At 71.7% G+C, this 16386-nt stretch carries 12 protein-coding genes; 7 read left to right on the top strand and 5 right to left on the bottom strand.

What is annotated here, in order from left to right; all coding sequences use genetic code 11:
• Positions 1–81: 81 nt before the first annotated feature.
• From EXE58_RS12115 to EXE58_RS12105, 3 genes are all read right to left on the bottom strand, one after another.
• Positions 82–699, bottom strand: coding sequence for a hypothetical protein (locus EXE58_RS12115; protein WP_244242196.1), 618 nt, complete (start codon positions 697–699; stop codon positions 82–84).
• 64 nt (positions 700–763) lie between these two features.
• Positions 764–4624 carry an ATP-dependent RNA helicase HrpA gene (gene hrpA, locus EXE58_RS12110; protein WP_135268126.1) on the bottom strand — a complete coding sequence of 1287 codons (3861 nt, stop codon included), beginning with the start codon at positions 4622–4624 and terminating at the stop codon, positions 764–766.
• Between the two features lie 66 nt (positions 4625–4690).
• Entirely contained in the window at positions 4691–5281 is a 591-nt protein-coding gene (locus tag EXE58_RS12105) for a TetR/AcrR family transcriptional regulator (protein WP_135268125.1), read from the bottom strand.
• Positions 5282–5329: 48 nt separating this feature from the next.
• Between EXE58_RS12105 and EXE58_RS12100 the strand changes: the two genes are divergently transcribed.
• From EXE58_RS12100 to EXE58_RS12090, 3 genes are all read left to right on the top strand, one after another.
• Complete coding sequence (locus EXE58_RS12100) at positions 5330–6913, top strand: flavin-containing monooxygenase (RefSeq protein WP_135268124.1); 1584 nt, start codon at positions 5330–5332, stop codon at positions 6911–6913.
• The gene (locus EXE58_RS12095; RefSeq protein WP_135268123.1) at positions 6910–7734 is read left to right on the top strand and encodes an SDR family NAD(P)-dependent oxidoreductase; all 825 of its coding nucleotides are present in this window, start codon (positions 6910–6912) and stop codon (positions 7732–7734) included. Before EXE58_RS12100 ends, EXE58_RS12095 begins: the two co-directional genes overlap by 4 nt.
• Before the next feature lie 205 nt (positions 7735–7939).
• Positions 7940–8464: a DUF402 domain-containing protein gene (locus tag EXE58_RS12090; protein ID WP_167288855.1), complete on the top strand. Its 525-nt coding sequence runs from the start codon at positions 7940–7942 to the stop codon at positions 8462–8464.
• A gap of 126 nt (positions 8465–8590) precedes the next feature.
• Here EXE58_RS12090 and EXE58_RS12085 read toward each other — a convergent pair whose 3' ends face one another.
• A complete protein-coding gene (locus EXE58_RS12085) occupies positions 8591–9970 on the bottom strand; it encodes a threonine/serine exporter family protein (protein WP_244242195.1) in 1380 nt (459 codons plus the stop codon).
• 25 nt (positions 9971–9995) lie between these two features.
• Between EXE58_RS12085 and EXE58_RS12080 the strand changes: the two genes are divergently transcribed.
• On the top strand, positions 9996–11129 hold the full coding sequence (locus EXE58_RS12080; RefSeq protein ID WP_135268121.1) for a glutamate--cysteine ligase: 1134 nt from the start codon (positions 9996–9998) through the stop codon (positions 11127–11129).
• Positions 11130–11201: 72 nt separating this feature from the next.
• Positions 11202–12593: a WS/DGAT/MGAT family O-acyltransferase gene (locus EXE58_RS12075; protein ID WP_135268120.1), complete on the top strand. Its 1392-nt coding sequence runs from the start codon at positions 11202–11204 to the stop codon at positions 12591–12593.
• On the opposite strand, the gene EXE58_RS12070 is transcribed toward EXE58_RS12075, so the two are convergent.
• Positions 12586–13737 carry a site-specific DNA-methyltransferase gene (locus EXE58_RS12070; RefSeq protein ID WP_135268119.1) on the bottom strand — a complete coding sequence of 384 codons (1152 nt, stop codon included), beginning with the start codon at positions 13735–13737 and terminating at the stop codon, positions 12586–12588. The two genes, EXE58_RS12075 and EXE58_RS12070, sit on opposite strands and share 8 nt — an antisense overlap.
• A 76-nt stretch (positions 13738–13813) precedes the next feature.
• Between EXE58_RS12070 and EXE58_RS12065 the strand changes: the two genes are divergently transcribed.
• Both EXE58_RS12065 and EXE58_RS12060 read left to right on the top strand, forming a co-directional pair.
• Positions 13814–15286, top strand: a complete 1473-nt coding sequence (locus EXE58_RS12065) for a phosphodiester glycosidase family protein (RefSeq protein WP_135268118.1) — start codon at positions 13814–13816, stop codon at positions 15284–15286.
• A 28-nt stretch (positions 15287–15314) separates the two neighbouring features.
• A complete protein-coding gene (locus EXE58_RS12060) occupies positions 15315–16382 on the top strand; it encodes a GTP pyrophosphokinase (protein ID WP_135268117.1) in 1068 nt (355 codons plus the stop codon).
• Positions 16383–16386: the final 4 nt, after the last annotated feature.

Below are 16386 nucleotides of genomic sequence, written 5' to 3'. Positions count from 1 at the left end.
GCGCACTCCCACAGTATAAAACCCCGCTCCAGCCGCGGGGGGTGCGAACGGCGAGAGCCCGCGGAAAGTCTCTCGTCACAGCTAGACCAGCTCGGCGCGCAGCTCCAGCAGACCGGCCGTCTCGAGCTGCTCGGCCAGCGTCAGCATCCGGCCGACCTCGCCGGGAGGGGTGCCGCCCGAGTGGGCTGCGTCCCCGACCCCGAGCGCCGCACGCCCGGTCGCGATGATCCGGGCGAAGGCCGCCGCGCGCATCAGGGTCATCGCGAAGTCGGCGCCGATGCCGCGGAGCACCTCGTCGACCATGGCCCTCAGCTCGTCGGGACCGGGCGGCTCGGCCACGCCTGCCACCACCCGGGCAACCTGGGCGCGCTGCCTGCCGGCGTCGAACTCCCGCGCCGCCAGGCGCGGTGAGCCGTGCACCCAGGACCGGAGGACGTAGAGGCGCCACAACGCCCCGGCCAGCGTGTCGGCCGGGGCGCCCGCCCAGACCTGGGCGAGCGTCTCGAGACCCTCTGTCTCGGCCAGCCGCACGACGCGCTCGGCCATGTCGGAGTCGTCGGACTCGCGCACCCCGCGCACCAGCAGCGTCGCGGCGAGGTCGCCGGCCTCGCGGATGAGGGCAGGGTCGGCCCCACCCCCGAGCTCGGTGAAGAACTCGGCGCCCGGCTTCATCGGGCGGTGGTGGGGACGATCGGTCATCTCCCCAGACTAGGTCGCGGCACCGACGACACGACCTGGTTTCGTGACACGACTTCGTCGTTCCTCAACCAGCCGCGCCCAGCACCTTGCGGATGCGCTGGTCGCTGACCTTCTCGCGGGTGCCGAGCTGCTGGGCCCACAGGGACACGCGGTACTCCTCGATCATCCAGCGCGCGGTGCGCAGGTGTGCCGGGAGCGGCGCACCCTCAGGAAGGGCGGCGACGGCGTGGAGCCAGGCCGCCTGGACCCCGGAGAGCTGGTCCATGAGCTGGCGGTCGCGGGCAACCTGCGACTCGAGCCGCTCGCGACGGTGCACGACCCCGGTGAGGTAGCGGGCGATGTCGCGCAGCCGGCTCGCGCCTGCGTCACCGACGAAGCCGCGGCCGACGAGGCGGCCGACCTGTGAGCGCATGTCGGTCAGCGCGGGGAGGGTCATCAGCTCGGCCCGCCCGGACAGCGACTTGTCGGCAGCGCGCCAGGCCGCGAGGAGGCGGGTCAGGTCGAGCACGGCGGTGTCGTACGACGTCTCCAGCGCGTTGCGCGCCTGCGTCACCAGGTCGTCGTACGACGCCTCGTCACGGACCGGCGGCCGCGAGTCGACGACGTCGAGCACCACCGCGGCCTCGAGGTCGGCGAGCAGCTCGGCGACCGAGGAGTACGGCGAGCCGGCCAGGGCGAGCTTCTGCTCGGTCGTGGCCGTCCTCGCGAAGCGGGTCTCGTAGGTGCTCCGGCCGCCGCCCACCAGGGCAACCAGGACCAGCCGTCGCACGCCCAGGCGGTGGTGGGCTGCGGCCTCCTCCGGCGTGGCGAGCACGCGCAGGCCGACGGTGGGGGTCCCCGGAGGTTCATTCACGTGAATGAACTCGTCGACAAGGGCCGGGAAGCCCCGCACCTCGTGGCCCGCGCGGCGCTGCACGAACGACTCCTCCAGCGTGCCGAAGGTCCACGACGTCTGCCCGGTCGCGGTGGCGCCGGAGTCGGCCGCCACCTCAGCCATCGCCTGCTCGAACGTCTCGCGCAGGGGCTCCTTGAGCGCCTCGAGGTCCTTGCCGCGACCGGCCTCGGCGCCGGTCTCGTCGACCACGCGGAACGTCGGCTGCAGGTGGGCCGGGATCCGCGACCAGTCCCACGCCTCCCGAGGGATCACCAGGCTGCGGGTCGCCCGGGCGAAGCGCTCCAGGGCGGCAAGCAGCGGCTCGGCTCCCGGCGGCGTCGACGCGAGGAACTCGCGAGCGGTGTTGGGCGCCGGGACCAGGCCCACCCGCAGGGTCTTCGGGAGCGACCGGATCAGCTCGGTCACCAGCTCCTCGCGCAGCCCCGGCACGAGCCAGGAGAAGTCGTCGGCGTCGACGCGGTTGAGGGTGGCCACCGGGACCTCGATCGTCAGCCCGTCGTCCACGGTGCCCGGCTCGAAGTGGTAGCTGATCGGGAAGGTCAGGCCGGCCTCCTCGCTGTCGTGCCACTGGGTGGGGAAGTCGGCCTGCCGCACCTCCCCGGCAGCGTCGTGGGTCAGCATCGCCGGATCGAAGTCGAGCAGGTGGGGGTGCTTGCGGCGCTCGAGCTTCCACCACTGGTCGAAGTGCTGGCCGCTGACCACCTCGGCGCCGACGCGGGCGTCGTAGAAGTCGAAGAGCGTGTGCTCGTCCACCACGATGTCGCGGCGCCGCGCACGGTGCTCGAGCTCCTCGGCCTCCTGCAGGCGCTCGGCGTTCCTGGTCAGGAACTCGTGTCGGCCCTGCTCGGCGGCCTGCCACTCCCCCTGCACCAGCGCATGCCGGATGAACAGCTCGCGGGCCAGGTCGCGGTCGATGCGACCGTAGTTGACCAGGCGGTCCGCGACGAGCGGGACGCCGTACAGGGTCACGCGCTCGCGCGCCATGACCGCGGCCCGCTTGCTCGACCAGTGCGGCTCGGAGTAGGAGCGCTTGACCAGGTGGGCGCCCAGCCGCTCGGCCCACTCCGGCTTGATCGCGGCGTTCTGTCGCGCCCACAACCGGCTCGTCTCGACCAGCTCGGCACTCATCAGGAAGGCAGGGTTGCGGCCCTTCAGCACGCTGCCGGGGAAGATCGCGAAGCGGGCGTTGCGGGCGCCGAGATACTCGCGCATGGGCCGGCGCTCACCCTTGCCCGAGGAGCTGGGCTTGCCCTTGTCACGCTCCTCCAGCACGCCGACGTGGCTGAGCAGGCCCGACAGCAGTGCCTGGTGGATCCCGTCCTCGTCGTGGGCGCCCGAGTCGTCGGGGCGGCGCGGCTCGACGGTGAGACCCATCTCCTTGCACACGCGGCGCAGCTGGGACTCGTAGTCCTGCCACTCGCGGATGCGCATGTAGTTGAGGAACTCGCGCTTGCACATCCGCCGGAAGGCGCTGGAGGAGAGCTCGCGCTGCTGCTCGCGGATGTGGCTCATCAGGTTCAGCCAGGTGAGGAAGTCGCTCGACTCGTGGGTGAACCGAGCGTGCAGCTGGTCGGCGTGCGCGCGCTGCTCCTGCGGACGCTCGCGCGGGTCCTGGATCGAGAGCGCCGCGGCGATGACGAGCACGTCGCGCACGCAGCCGAGCCGCTCGGCCTCGAGGATCATCCGCCCCAGGCGCGGGTCGATGGGAAGTCGCGCGAGGCGGCGGCCCAGCTTGGTCAACCGCGGGCCGTCCACCGCCCCCAGCTCCTCCAGCAGGTCCGTGCCGGCCTTGACGTTGCGCTTGTCGGGCGGCTCGACGAAGGGGAACCGCGCGATGTCACCGAGGCGTAGCGAGGCCATCTGGAGGATGACGCTGGCGAGGTTGGTGCGCAGGATCTCGGGGTCGGTGAACTCCGGTCGAGACTCGAAGTCCTCCTCGGAGTAGAGCCGGATCGCGATGCCCTCGGCGACGCGCCCGCACCGGCCCGAGCGCTGGTTGGCCGAGGCCTGGCTGATGGGCTCGATCGGCAGCCGCTGCACCTTGGTGCGCACCGAGTAGCGACTGATCCGCGCGACGCCGGTGTCGACGACGTACCTGATGCCGGGCACCGTCAACGAGGTCTCGGCGACGTTGGTGGCGAGCACGACGCGGCGCACGGTGGCGGGGTGGCTGCTGAAGACCCTGTGCTGCTCGGCGGCAGAGAGGCGGGAGTAGAGCGGGACGACCTCCAGCCGCGACCCCGGCCGGCTCTCGAGGCCCTCGAGCGCGTCGGCGGTGTCACGGATCTCGCGCTCGCCGGGCAGGAAGACCAGCACGTCGCCGGGGCCCTCGGCGGACAGCTCGCGGACGGCGTCGAGGATCGCCTCGGTCTGGTCGCGCTGGACGACCTCGCCCTCCTCGTCGTCCTCCGGCACCTCGAGCAGCGGCCGGTAGCGGACCTCGACGGGGTAGGTGCGCCCGGAGACCTCGATGATCGGCGCGTCGAAGTGGGCCGCGAAGCGGTCGACGTCGATCGTGGCGCTGGTGATGACGACCTTGAGGTCGGGCCGCCGCGGCAGCAGCCGCTTGAGGTAGCCCAGCAGGAAGTCGATGTTGAGCGAGCGCTCGTGGGCCTCGTCGATGATGAGGGTGTCGTACTTGCGCAGGTCGCGGTCGCGCTGGAGCTCGGCGAGCAGGATGCCGTCGGTCATCAGCTTGACCCGGCTGGCCTTGCCGGTGTGGTCGGCGAACCGCACCTGGTAGCCCACCTCCTCGCCCAGCGTCGTGCCGAGCTCCTCGGAGATGCGCTCGGCGACCGCGCGGGCTGCGATGCGCCGCGGCTGGGTGTGGCCGATCAGCTGCCCACCGGCGGCCGGCCCCTTCCCGCGGCCGGCCTCCAGGCAGATCTTGGGCAGCTGGGTCGTCTTGCCGGACCCGGTCTCGCCCGCGACGATGACGACCTGGTGGTCGCGCAGGGCCGCCGCGATGTCATCGCGACGGGCGCTGACCGGCAGCTCGGGCGGGTAGGTGATCTTCACGACGGGCGACATTCTCGCCCACGGGCGCAACCGGGTTGTCGGCCCGTGCCTGCGTCAGCCGGTCAGGGCGTCAGCGGGTCAGGGCGTCAGCTCGACCAAGGCGGGCAGCGAGAGCGCCAGGACGCCGAGCAGCTCCTCGCGCGTCATGCCCGCGGGGTCCTCGGCCCAGGACAGCACCATCTCCTCGGTCATCGCCGACCAGCCGCGTACGACGAGCCGGGTGCGCGGGGTGTCGACGAGGATCTCGCCCTGGGCGTCCTCGCGGAAGATGCGGTCGGTCAGGGCGGCGCGGCCCTCCTCGTAGAGCGCCAGCACCTCGTCGGTGCCACCGGCAGCGGCGCGCACCAGCGAGCGGTAGAGCGTCAGGTTGGCGAGGACGTAGTCGACGTAGACGCCGAGTGAGGCCAGCAGCCGCTCGACCGGCTCCCCCTCGGCGGGCGGCGCGGTCTGGGCGACGAGGTCCTCCACGGCGTGCCGGATGACCGCCTCACGGAAGTCGGACTTGTTGCCGAAGTAGTGGTAGAGCAGCCCGCGCGAGACGCCGGCCTCCTCGGCGAGGACGTCGATCGAGATCTCCTCCACCGACCGGGTGGCGAACAGGTGGGCGCCGAGGTCGAGCAGCTGGGTGCGCCGCTCCTCGGGCGACAGGCGGGTGCGCCGGGTGGTCATGTGGACAGCCTATTGACGGATGTTCAATAACGCCAATAGGCTCGCCGCATGAGCGAGAGCCACCGCCCCCTGCCCTCTTCTTCTCCCGATGCCCTGCCCGCCCGCGTCGACCACCTGGTCGTCGGAGCCGGGTTCGCCGGCCTCGGCGCCGCCATCAAGCTCGACGAGGCGGGCGAGCGCGACTTCCTCGTCGTCGAGAAGGCCGACAGCGTCGGAGGCACGTGGCGCGCCAACACCTACCCCGGTGCCGCGTGCGACGTGCCGAGCCAGCTCTACTCCTTCTCCTTCGCGCGCAACCCCGACTGGTCGCGCTCGTTCTCGGCGCAGCCAGAGATCGAGGCCTACCTCCAGCGGGTGGCCCGGGAGTCCGGGGTCCTCGACAGGTTCGCCTTCGGCACCGCTCTCGAGGACGCCCACTGGGACGACGACGCCCAGCACTGGGAGGTCCGCACCTCCCGGGGGACGGTCCTCGCACGCACCCTGATCTCCGGCTCCGGCGGGCTCTCCGAGCCCAAGCTCCCTGACATCGAGGGGCTCGAGACCTTACAGGGCGAGCTGTTCCACAGCGCCTGCTGGGACCACTCGATCGACCTGAAGGGCAAGCGGGTCGCCGTCATCGGCACCGGCGCCTCCGCCATCCAGATCGTCCCCTCGATCCAGCCCGACGTCGCCCACCTCGACGTCTACCAGCGCACCGCGCCCTACGTCGTGCCCCGCCTCGACCGTCGCTACTCCCGCCTCGAGCGCCTCGCGCTCAAGCACGTCCCGGGAGTGCAGAAGGCCTACCGCACCGGCGTCTACCTCAGCCGCGAGATGCTCGTGCCCGGCTTCACGGTGAGCCCCAGGCTGGCGGCGCCGAGCCGCGCGCTGGCCAAGGCCAACATCGCCCGCGGGATCGCCGACCCCGAGCTGCGCGACAAGGTCCAGCCGACCTACGAGATCGGCTGCAAGCGCATCCTGATCTCCAACACCTACTACCCCGCGCTGGCCGCCGACAACGTCGACCTCGTCACCGACCGCATCACCAAGGTCACCGGCGACGCGGTGGTCACCGCCGACGGCGTCGAGCGACCGATCGACGTGCTCATCGTGGCGACCGGCTTCCACACCACCGAGCAGCCCATCGCCGAGCACATCCGCGGCCGCGGCGGCCGGACGCTCGCCGAGGTCTGGGCCGAGCGGGGCATGGCTTCCTACAAGGGCACCACCACACGCGGCTTCCCCAACCTGTTCCAGATCGTCGGGGCCAACACCGGCCTGGGCCACTCCTCGATGGTGTTCATCATCGAGAGCCAGATCGCCTACGTCGTCGACGCGTTGCGCACCATGCGCTCGCGCGGCCTCGCCGCGGTCGAGCCGCAGCGGGTCGCCCAGGACGACTGGAACGCCGACATGCAGCGCCGGCTCGGCCGCACCGTGTGGAACACCGGCGGCTGCTCGAGCTGGTACCTCGACGACCACGGCAACAACACCACCCTGTGGCCGCGCGCCACCTTCACCTTCCGCAGGCTCCTGTCCCGCTTCGACGTGGAGGCGTACGACGTCGAGCCCGCCCGCAGCCAGCCAGGCACCGCACAGCCCAGCACCACCGATCAGCCCAGCACCACCGACCAGCAGGGAGCACTCGCATGAGCCTTCGGACCCTCAACGGCAAGGTCGTCGTCATCACCGGAGCCGGCGGCGGGATGGGCCGCGAGATGGCGCGCCTGGCAGCCAGCCAGCGCGCCCTCCTCGCCCTGTCGGACTGGGACGCCGACGCCCTGGCCGAGACCGTCGACATCGTCAAGGCGCTCGGCGCCGAGGTCCGCAGCGACGTCGTCGACGTCTCCGACCGGGCCGTCGTCGGCCAGTGGGCCACCGACGTGGTCGGCCAGTTCGGCCGGGTCAACATGGTGGTCAACAACGCCGGCGTCTCGATGAGCGGCGACTTCGAGGACATGTCCTACGACGAGTTCGACTGGATCGTCGGGATCAACTTCAACGGCGTCATCAACGGCACCAAGGAGTTCCTCCCCCACCTCATCGCCTCGGGCAACGGCGCGCTGGTCAACATCTCCTCGCTGTTCGGCCTGATCTCGATGCCCGGCCAGAGCGCCTACAACGCCACCAAGTACGCCGTCCGCGGCTTCACCGAGGCGCTGCGCGAGGAGATGCTCGTCAACCGCCACCCCGTGACCGTCACGTGCGTCCACCCCGGCGGCATCAAGACCGGCATCGCCCGCAACGGCCGCACCACCGCCCACGAGGACCAGGCGTCGCTGGTGTCGACCTTCGACGAGAAGCTGGCCCGGATGCCGGCCGACAAGGCGGCCGGGATCATCCTCAAGGGCGCCCTCGCCGGCAAGGCGCGCGTGCTCGTCGGGGCCGACGCCCACGCCATGCACCACTTCGCCAAGCTCGCCGGCTCCCGCTACCAGGACGTCGTCGCCCGCATCGCCCCGCGCGTGGTCTGACCGCCGAGTCGGCGCCAACCACACGCCGAGTCGGCGCCAACCTCCGCCGGGTCGGCGCCAACCTCCGCCGAGGCGGCGCAAACGCGGTGTCGAGTCGGCGCTAACGAGGAGACGAACTGCGGCCGGACGACACATGATGGTGACGTCAGCCCGTCGCGCGGCCGCGGTTCGTACGACGGCGGGGGCGGCCTGCCAGAATCGCGCCATGCCCCACCAGCCGGGCGCGTCTGTCCGCGTCGAGATGACCAAGTGGGGCGATGCCCCGCACTGGCGCTTCACCGGCACCTACCTCGGCTCTGACGAGCACGGCGACTGGGTCGGCTTCCCGGCACGCACCCACAACGCCCGCCCCGGGTTCGAGTTCGAGTCCGAGGTGGACTCGGTCACCCTCGTGCCGCGGGACGGCTGGTTCCTCGCGACCTTCCACCAACCGGGCATCTGGTGCGACCTCTACATCGACATAAGCAGTCCACCCGTGTGGGACGGCGACGTGCTCCGGGCCGTCGACCTGGACCTCGACGTCATACGCCTGACCGACCCGGCGGGCGAGGTCTTCGTCGACGACGAGGACGAGTTCGTCACCCACCAGGTGGCGCTCGACTACCCGGACGAGGTGGTCAGCAATGCCCGGCAGAGCTGCGACCGCGTCCTGGCCGCGGTGCTCGCGGGAGAGGCGCCGTACGACGGCTCGCACCGACGCTGGCTCGAGTTGGTGCCACCGCTGGCGTGAGCACTAGCGCCGACTCGACGGGCCTCTAGCGCCGACTCGGCGGGATCAAGCGCCGACTCGGCGGAATCTAGCGCCGACTCGGCGGGATCTAGCGCCGACTCGGCGGGATCTGGCGCCGACTCGGCGTCAGGCCTCGCGTCGGAGAGCACGCCGCTCGGCGCGCGAGAGCGCGCGGAAGGGGCCGACCAGCCGGGGCCCGGCGAGCCGGTCCTCCAGCTTGCGCGCCTCGCGCTTGAGCGGCTGGGCGACGTACTCGCCGAGGATCACCCCGGACGCCAGCGCGATCGCCACGGACACGGCCGTCACCAGCGCGAGGAGGCCCTGGGACGTCGCGGCGCCGCCGTCGGCGAGCAGCGAGAGGCCGCGGTAGATCGAGAGCCCGGGGAGGAACGGCACGATGGCGGGCACGGCGACCACGAGCGGCGGCACCCGCACCCGCCCGGCGACCGCGTAGGCCACCAGGCCGATGAAGAACGCCGCCGCCCCGGCGGCCGTCACCCGGTCGAAGCCGTTGACGGCGAAGCCCTGCTGGATCGCGGCCGCGACCGCGGTCAGCGCCGCGATCGGCACGACGCCGCGCCAGGGGGCGTAGCAGGCCACGGAGAACGCCGCGGCGGAGACCGCGGCCCCGACCATGATCAGCGGCAGGTCGCCGAGCTCGCCGGCCTCGCCGGGCTCGATGAGGCCGAGCGGAGCACCTGCGAACTCGGCCAGGGAGATGCCGAGCGCGACCCCGGCGATGATGCCGGCGGTGGCCATCATCGCCTCGATGAACCGCGCGCCGGCGGTGATGTAGAAGCCGGTCAGGGCGTCCTGGACCGCGCCCATGGTCCCGATCCCGGCGAGGAGCATGATGATGTTGGCGGTCACGACGACGGAGGTGTCGACCTCGACGGCGGTCGCGGCCACGCCGGCGGCGATCAGCGTCGCGATCGCGCCGCCGGCCACCTGCAGGTAGAAGAACGGCAGGCGTCGGCGGCCGAGGAACAGCTGGACACGGTGGATCGCCACGGCGGAGACCGACGCGACCACGGCCACGATCGCGCCGCCCCCGAGGAACAGGCCGACGGCGGCGGCCATGACGGCCCACGCGAGCGTGACGCCCCACCGGGGGAGGTTGTGGCCGAGCGACACGATGGTCGCCATCCGCGAGCGGCCGAGGTAGAGGTCCGCCCGGTCGGTGAGGATGTCGCGGACGAGGTGGTCGACCGCCGTGAGGTCCTGGTAGTCGATGTCGCGCTGGCGGACGTGGCGCATCAGGAGCATCGGCACCTCGTCGGGGCCGCTCTGGTAGCTCATGGACAGCGCCGTGAACGTCACGTCGACGTCGGCCTGGCGCAGCCCGAGGTGGTGGGCGACGGCGGTCATCGTGGCCACGACGTCGGCGGCACCGGCGCCCGAGGAGAGCAGCAGCTCGCCGATCCGCAGGCACAGGTCCATCGTGAGGTGGATCCGCTTGGCACGCTCGGCCGTCGTCTCCTCGTCCTGCCGGTCGTCGTACGCCACCGGGTCATGGTGGCAGAGTTGTCACGTGCGCCTCGACTTCCACGCCTCCGCCGAGCCCTCCCTGGGCGTCGAGTGGGAGTTCGCCCTCGTCGACCGGACCAGCCGTGACCTGGTGAGCAGGGCCTCCGACCTCTTCGAGCTGGCGAGTGCGCGGCTCGACGACCCGTCGCGCCTCCACAAGGAGCTGCTGCGCAACACCGTCGAGGTGGTGACCGGCATCTGTACGACGACCGCGGAGGCCGTCGAGGACCTCAGCCGGACGCTGCGTGTGGTCGTCCCTGCTGCCGACGAGCTCGGCATCGACCTGATGGGCGCAGGCTCCCACCCCTTCGCCGACTGGTCCGACCAGCAGCTCACCGAGGGCCACCGCTACGCCGAGCTGATCAACCGCACCCAGTGGTGGGGACGCCAGATGCTGATCTGGGGCGTGCACGTGCACGTGGGCATGCCCGAGCGCGACCGCGTGATGCCGGTGCTCGCCTCGCTGCTGACGACCTACCCCCACCTGCTCGCGTTGTCCGCGAGCTCGCCGGTGTGGGCCGGGCAGGACACCGGCTACGCCTCCAACCGGTCCCTGATGTTCCAGCAGCTGCCGACCGCCGGGCTCCCCTTCGCCTTCGACACGTGGGAGGAGTTCGAGGCGTGCATCGCCGACCAGACCACCACCGGGGTGGTGGACTCGATGTCCGACGTGCGCTGGGACGTCAGGCCCGCCCCGCACCTCGGCACCCTGGAGCACCGGGTCTGCGACGGGATGTCCGACATCCACGAGCTGGCGTCGCTCACGTCCCTGGTCCACTGCCTGGTGGTGGACCTCGACACCCGCCTCGCGGCCGGCGAGACCCTGCCGACCATGCCTCCGTGGTCGGTGCAGGAGAACAAGTGGCGCGCTGCGCGCTACGGCCTGGACGCCGTGGTGATCCTCGACGACGAGAACACCGAGCGTCTCGTGACCGACGACCTGGGCGACGTGCTCGAGCGGCTCACCCCCGTCGCCCGGCGCCTGGGGTGTGAGGAAGAGCTGCGGTCCGTCGCAGACATCCCCGTGCGGGGCGCGTCCTACCAACGCCAGCGCCAGGTGGCGCACGAGTCCGGCGGTGACCTGGTCGCCGTCGTCGATTCGGTGGTGTCCGAGCTGCGGACGTCGCTCGACACCTGACGTGGACGCCGTCCTTGCCCGACCGTGCCCGGTGCGGGGATCATCGGCCCCCACCCCTGCGAGAGGAACCACGTGGTCAACCTGATCGACCCGACGTCCGCCGCCTTCCTCCTCGCCGAGCGCCGAACCCAGCCAATGCACGTCGGAGCCCTGCAGCTGTTCGAGAAGCCCGAGGGAGCCGGTCGCCACTACGCGACCGAGCTCTACGAGACGATGTCGCACGCCGACGACATCGCCCCGCTCTTCCTCAAGCACCCCCACCGCTCGCTCCGTACGGCGGGCCAGCTGGTGTGGGTGCCCGACGAGCACTTCGACATCCTTCACCACGTGCGCCACAGCGCCCTGCCCAAGCCGGGCCGGATCCGGGAGCTGTTCGACCTGTGCTCCCGCCTCCACGGCCAGCGGCTGGGTTGGGAGCGCCCGCTGTGGGAGTCCCACGTCATCGAGGGCCTGCGCGACGGTCGCGTGGCGATGTACACCAAGACCCACCACTCGCTGGTCGACGGCGTCTCCGCCATGCGCCTGCTCCAGAGCGTGCTCACGACCGACCCCGACCGACGCGACCTGCCGCCGCCGTGGTCCGTGCGCCCCCCGGAGCGGGAGCGGGAGCCACGCCAGGTCGAGTGGACCGAGGCGCCTGCCGCCGCGCTGCACTCCGCGGCGCTGATCGCCGCCGAGGCGGCCGGGCTGCCCAAGGCCCTGATCAGCACCCTCAACCGCAGCCTGCGCAACGACACCTCCGCACTCTCGCTCTTCGCCCCGCGCACGATCTTCAACCAGTCGATCACCGGGTCGCGCCGCTTCGCCGCCCAGGACTGGCCCGTCGAGCGGCTCCGGGCCGTCGGCAAGGCCACCGGCACGACCATCAACGACGTCGTGATGGCCATGTGCAGCGGGGCGCTGCGGTCCTACCTGCTCGACCTCGACGCGCTCCCCGACACCACCTTGGTCTCGATGGTCCCGGTCGGGCTCAACGCCAAGCAGGCCGACGTCGCCTCCGCGGAGGGCGGCAACGCCGTGGGAGCGGTCATGGTGCAGCTCGGCACCCACCTGGCCGACCCCGCCGACCGGCTCCGCGCTGTCCACACGTCGATGAAGACCGGCAAGTCAGCGCTCGCGGCGATGTCGCCCACCCAGATCCTGGCGATGAGCGCGCTCGGGATGGCCCCCTCGCTGCTCCCGATGCTCGGGGTCAACATGCCCCACCCGCCCTTCAACGTCATCATCAGCAACGTCCCCGGCCCACGGACGACCCACTACTTCAACGGCGCCAGGATGACGGGCACCTACCCGCTGTCGATCCCGATCAACGGGATGGCGCTCAACATCACGTGCGCCTCCTACGACGGCAAGATGTGCTTCGGCCTCACCGGCTGCCGGCGCACCCTGCCCTCGCTCCAGCGGATGCTGACCCACCTCGACGACGAGCTGGCCGCCCTCGAGAAGGCTGCCGGCGTCAGCTGAGCGCCAGTCCCCCGCCCACCTGCTCGGCCACGGCCGTGAGTCGGGTGCGGGTGATGTCCGCGACCGTGGCCAGCCCGGCCAGGTGGGCGTTGGAGCCGGGACGGGTCGGCTCCGACGAGTTGATCGAGATGCAGTGACGCGTGCCGCCATCGGCTGCGTTGGCCAGCGCGACGGCGTGCCCCGTCGTCCCGCTCCCCGCGAACGGGTCGAGCACGACGACGTCGTGGGGCATGGTCGCCAGGATCCGACGCACCAGCCCCGTCGGCTTCGGCGACTCGAACACGTGCCCGACGAGGTGCTTGAGCTCGGCGACCGCGGTGTCGGTCGAGCCCACCTCCTCGGCCAGCCAGATCGTGCGGAGCTTCTTGCGCCGTCCGCCGTCGCGGTGCAGCCAGTCGCGCTGGAAGACGTCGGCGCGCTCGCCGCCCCGGCCCTTGACGATCCGGCAGACCAGGTCGTCGGGGCGCTCCTCGATCCGCGGCCGCGACCACCGCCAGACCGCTGGCCGGCCGTCGCCGAAGACCGGGGTCACCTCCACGCTCCCGGCGAACGGAGCCGTGCCGACGCGGCCGCCGACCGGGTCGCCGTACAGCGCGAAGTGCAGCGTCGGCGCGGTGACGGGGTTGAACTTCTTGTTGGTGTTGCGCAGCGGGAGGTGGCGGAACCGGCGGCCGTCCTCGGTCTCGAGCGGGAAGTCCCCCGCGTCGACGGTGTCGGGCGAGCTCGCATCGAGGACGCACCGCCGCAGGTCACGGGCGTAGGCCAGGAGGTACTCGTGGCTGGTGGCGAAGCCGCGTCCGAGCTGTCGGCCCTTGGGGTTGAGGTTGACGACGACCTGGGCGAGGAAGTTGGCCTCGCCGAACACCTCGTCCATCAGCAGGCGCAGGTGGGCGACCTCGTGGTCGTCGATGCTGACGAACACCGCCCCGTGGTCGGCGAGCACCCGTCGTACGGCGTCGAGCCGGGGTCGCATGAACGCCACCCACGCCTGGTGGGAGCCGAACGTGTCCGCGTAGGCGAAGCCGTTGCCGGTGTTGTAGGGCGGGTCGGCGTAGACCAGGTCGACCGATCCCGGCTCCAGCGTCGGCAGCACGTCGAGGTTGTCACCCTCGAGGAACCTGTTCCACGGTCGGCTGCGCTGCATGGGCCGCAGCCTACGGGCGGGGACACGCCAGTCCCACGATTCACATCCGCCCCAGATCTGACCTACCGTGGAGCGCGTGTCAGTTCTCACCCGCGTCACCTCCCGCCCCCGTCTGGGCTCTCGCCGCCTCGCAGTCACCGCGAGCGTGGCGTCGCTCGCGTGTGCGCTGACGGTCGCAACGCTCCCGGCGCAGTCCTCGACGGCCGTCACGTCGTACGCCGCCCGGGACGACCGCGCCCGGCCCGCGATCGACCCCCGGCCGATCGACGAGCGGCCCGGCTCGCGCCGGCAGACCTCCGACGGCGTCCCCGGCATCGTGGTCGGTCCGCCCGTGGCGGGCGACGTCGACGGGCGCACGGGCCTTCGCGCGGTGCGGGGCAGTGCCCGCAACGACGCGACCTACGAGATCGCTCCCGGCATCACGCTGCGCGAGTGGGACCAGGTCGACGGACGCCAGCCCGTGGGTCAGGTGCGGGCCAACCTGGTGACCGTCAACCTCGACGCCCCGAACATCTCCTTCGAGTACCTCGCCTCCAAGTACGTCCCGGCCCGCAAGCCGGTCTCGGCGCTCGGCAGCATGGAGGGCGCGATCGCGGCCGTCAACGGCGACTTCTTCGACATCAGCGACACCGGCGCGCCGCTCGGCGTAGGCGTGCGTCGCGGGAAGGGTCTCGTCCAGGGGCCCAGCGAGGGGTGGATCCCCGAGAACATGTCGATGTGGTTCAACGGCAACGAGCCAGGGATGGGCCCGGTCTCGGTGCAGTGGACGATCCGCCAGCGCCAGCGCTGGCCGCTCGCAGGGGTCAACATCCCGAGCATCCCCAACGGCGAGCTCGGGCTCTACACCTACGAGTGGGGCCGCACCAAGGGCTACTCCGTCACCGAGGGCAAGCGCCGCGCCCGGGAGGTGGTCATCCGCAAGAACCGCGTCGTGTCCAACCGCTTCAAGCTGTCCGAGGGTCGCAAGATCCATCGCAAGGACAGGGTCCTGATCGGCACCGGCCGCTACGCCGCCAAGCTCAAGAACCTCCGCGTCGGCAAGCGGATCACGTTCAGGAAGCGCCTCGAGGGCGCCAACCCCGACGTCGCCATCACCGGCGACCGCCCGATCCTCGTCAACGGCGTGCGCACCGTCGTCAACGACCGCCTGGCCCACCCCCGCACGGCGATCGGCATCGACGCCGACGGCCGCAAGCTGCTCATCCTCGTCATCGACGGGCGCTCGACGTCCTCCCGGGGTTACACGATGGTCGAGCTGGCGACCATGATGACTGCCCTCGGCGCCGAGAACGCGCTGAACCTCGACGGCGGCGGCTCCTCCACCATGTGGGGTCGCACCGCCACCGGCCAGCTCGGCCTCATCAACGAGCCCTCCGACGGCTCGGAGCGGCTGGTCCCCAACGGTCTGGGTGTCGTCTACCACGGCGAGCTGCCCCCGGTCGTCCCCGTCGTGCCGCCCGTCGTGCCGCCCACCACGCCGCCGACTCCCACCCCCACTCCGACTCCCACGCCCACCCCGACCGCGACGCCGACGGTGCCCATCCCCTGACCGCGGCCCCATCCCCTAGGTTGGCGGCATGGTCGACCAGGAACCCGTGCACGAGGCGGTGCGCGCATACGCCGCCATGCAGCCCGGCCTCACAGCGGTCACCGGGCGCTACGTCGACCTCATCCGCACGCTCCTCGACGACGCCGGGATCGACTACCTGAGCGTCGACGGGCGCACCAAGAGCGTCGCCTCCTTCGCCGCGAAGGCCCACCGCACCCGCGACGGGAGCGTCCTCTACCCCGACCCGCTCGAGCAGATCACCGACGTGGTCGGCGTGCGCGTCATCACCTACGTCCAGAGCGACGTCGCGGCGGTCGCCGAGCTCCTCGACGACGAGTTCACCGTCCTCGACGACCGTGACCTCGGCGAGGAGACCGCTCGGGCCGGCCGGTTCGGCTACGCCAGCCGCCACCTCCTCGTCCGTGTCGACCGGCCCGACTCCCACCTGAACGGCGCGACGAGCTTCGACGTCCCCGCGGGCCTGCCCCACGGGTCGGAGCTCAGCCAGCGGGTCAGCGTCCAGCTGCGCACCGTCCTCCAGCACGCGTGGGCCGAGTTCGAGCACGACATCCGCTACAAGGGAACTGTCCCGGAGGAGGCGGCCCCCGACCTCGACCGGCGCTTCACCCTCGCGGCCGGCCTCATCGAGCTCGCCGACCGCGAGTTCGCCACGATCCGCGCGCGCATCCAGGAGGCCGCGCCGACCGGTCCCGGTGCCGCCGAGCAGGTCACCTCGGGCACCGGCGCGGAGACAGCAGGGGACGACGAGGTCGCCGGACAGGAGCTCGCCCAGTTCCTCGCCGGCCACTACAGCGAGGCCGGCTGGTCCCACACCGACCACTACGGCTGGATCGCAGGGCTCCTGCGCGAGCTCGGGATCACCTCGCTGGACGAGCTGGACGCGCTGCTCACCTCGGTCGACGCAGACGCGATCATCGCCCGGATGGGCTACAAGTACCCCGCTGGCGCCGTACGCCGCCTCGACGACGCCCTGCTCGCGATCTTCGGCGAGCAGTACGTCACCCTCGAGGGCAACAGCCACCGGGTCCCCCGGCTGCGCGAGCGGCTCGACAGGCTCACCGCCGCGCAGGGATGACCAT

The organism is Nocardioides seonyuensis (genome assembly GCF_004683965.1).
GTDB classification, from domain to species: Bacteria; Actinomycetota; Actinomycetes; order Propionibacteriales; family Nocardioidaceae; genus Nocardioides; species Nocardioides seonyuensis.
The sequence above is the reverse complement of the archived record's forward strand: the minus strand, read 5'-3'. Positions and strand labels throughout refer to the sequence as shown.

Coding starts and splice junctions, on each gene's coding strand:
- EXE58_RS12115 (WP_244242196.1), bottom strand. CDS start 699: ATGACCGATCGTCCCCACCACCGCCCGATGAAGCCGGGCGCCGAGTTC.
- hrpA (WP_135268126.1), bottom strand. CDS start 4,624: ATGTCGCCCGTCGTGAAGATCACCTACCCGCCCGAGCTGCCGGTCAGC.
- EXE58_RS12105 (WP_135268125.1), bottom strand. CDS start 5,281: ATGACCACCCGGCGCACCCGCCTGTCGCCCGAGGAGCGGCGCACCCAG.
- EXE58_RS12100 (WP_135268124.1), top strand. CDS start 5,330: ATGAGCGAGAGCCACCGCCCCCTGCCCTCTTCTTCTCCCGATGCCCTG.
- EXE58_RS12095 (WP_135268123.1), top strand. CDS start 6,910: ATGAGCCTTCGGACCCTCAACGGCAAGGTCGTCGTCATCACCGGAGCC.
- EXE58_RS12090 (WP_167288855.1), top strand. CDS start 7,940: ATGCCCCACCAGCCGGGCGCGTCTGTCCGCGTCGAGATGACCAAGTGG.
- EXE58_RS12070 (WP_135268119.1), bottom strand. CDS start 13,737: ATGCAGCGCAGCCGACCGTGGAACAGGTTCCTCGAGGGTGACAACCTC.
- EXE58_RS12060 (WP_135268117.1), top strand. CDS start 15,315: ATGGTCGACCAGGAACCCGTGCACGAGGCGGTGCGCGCATACGCCGCC.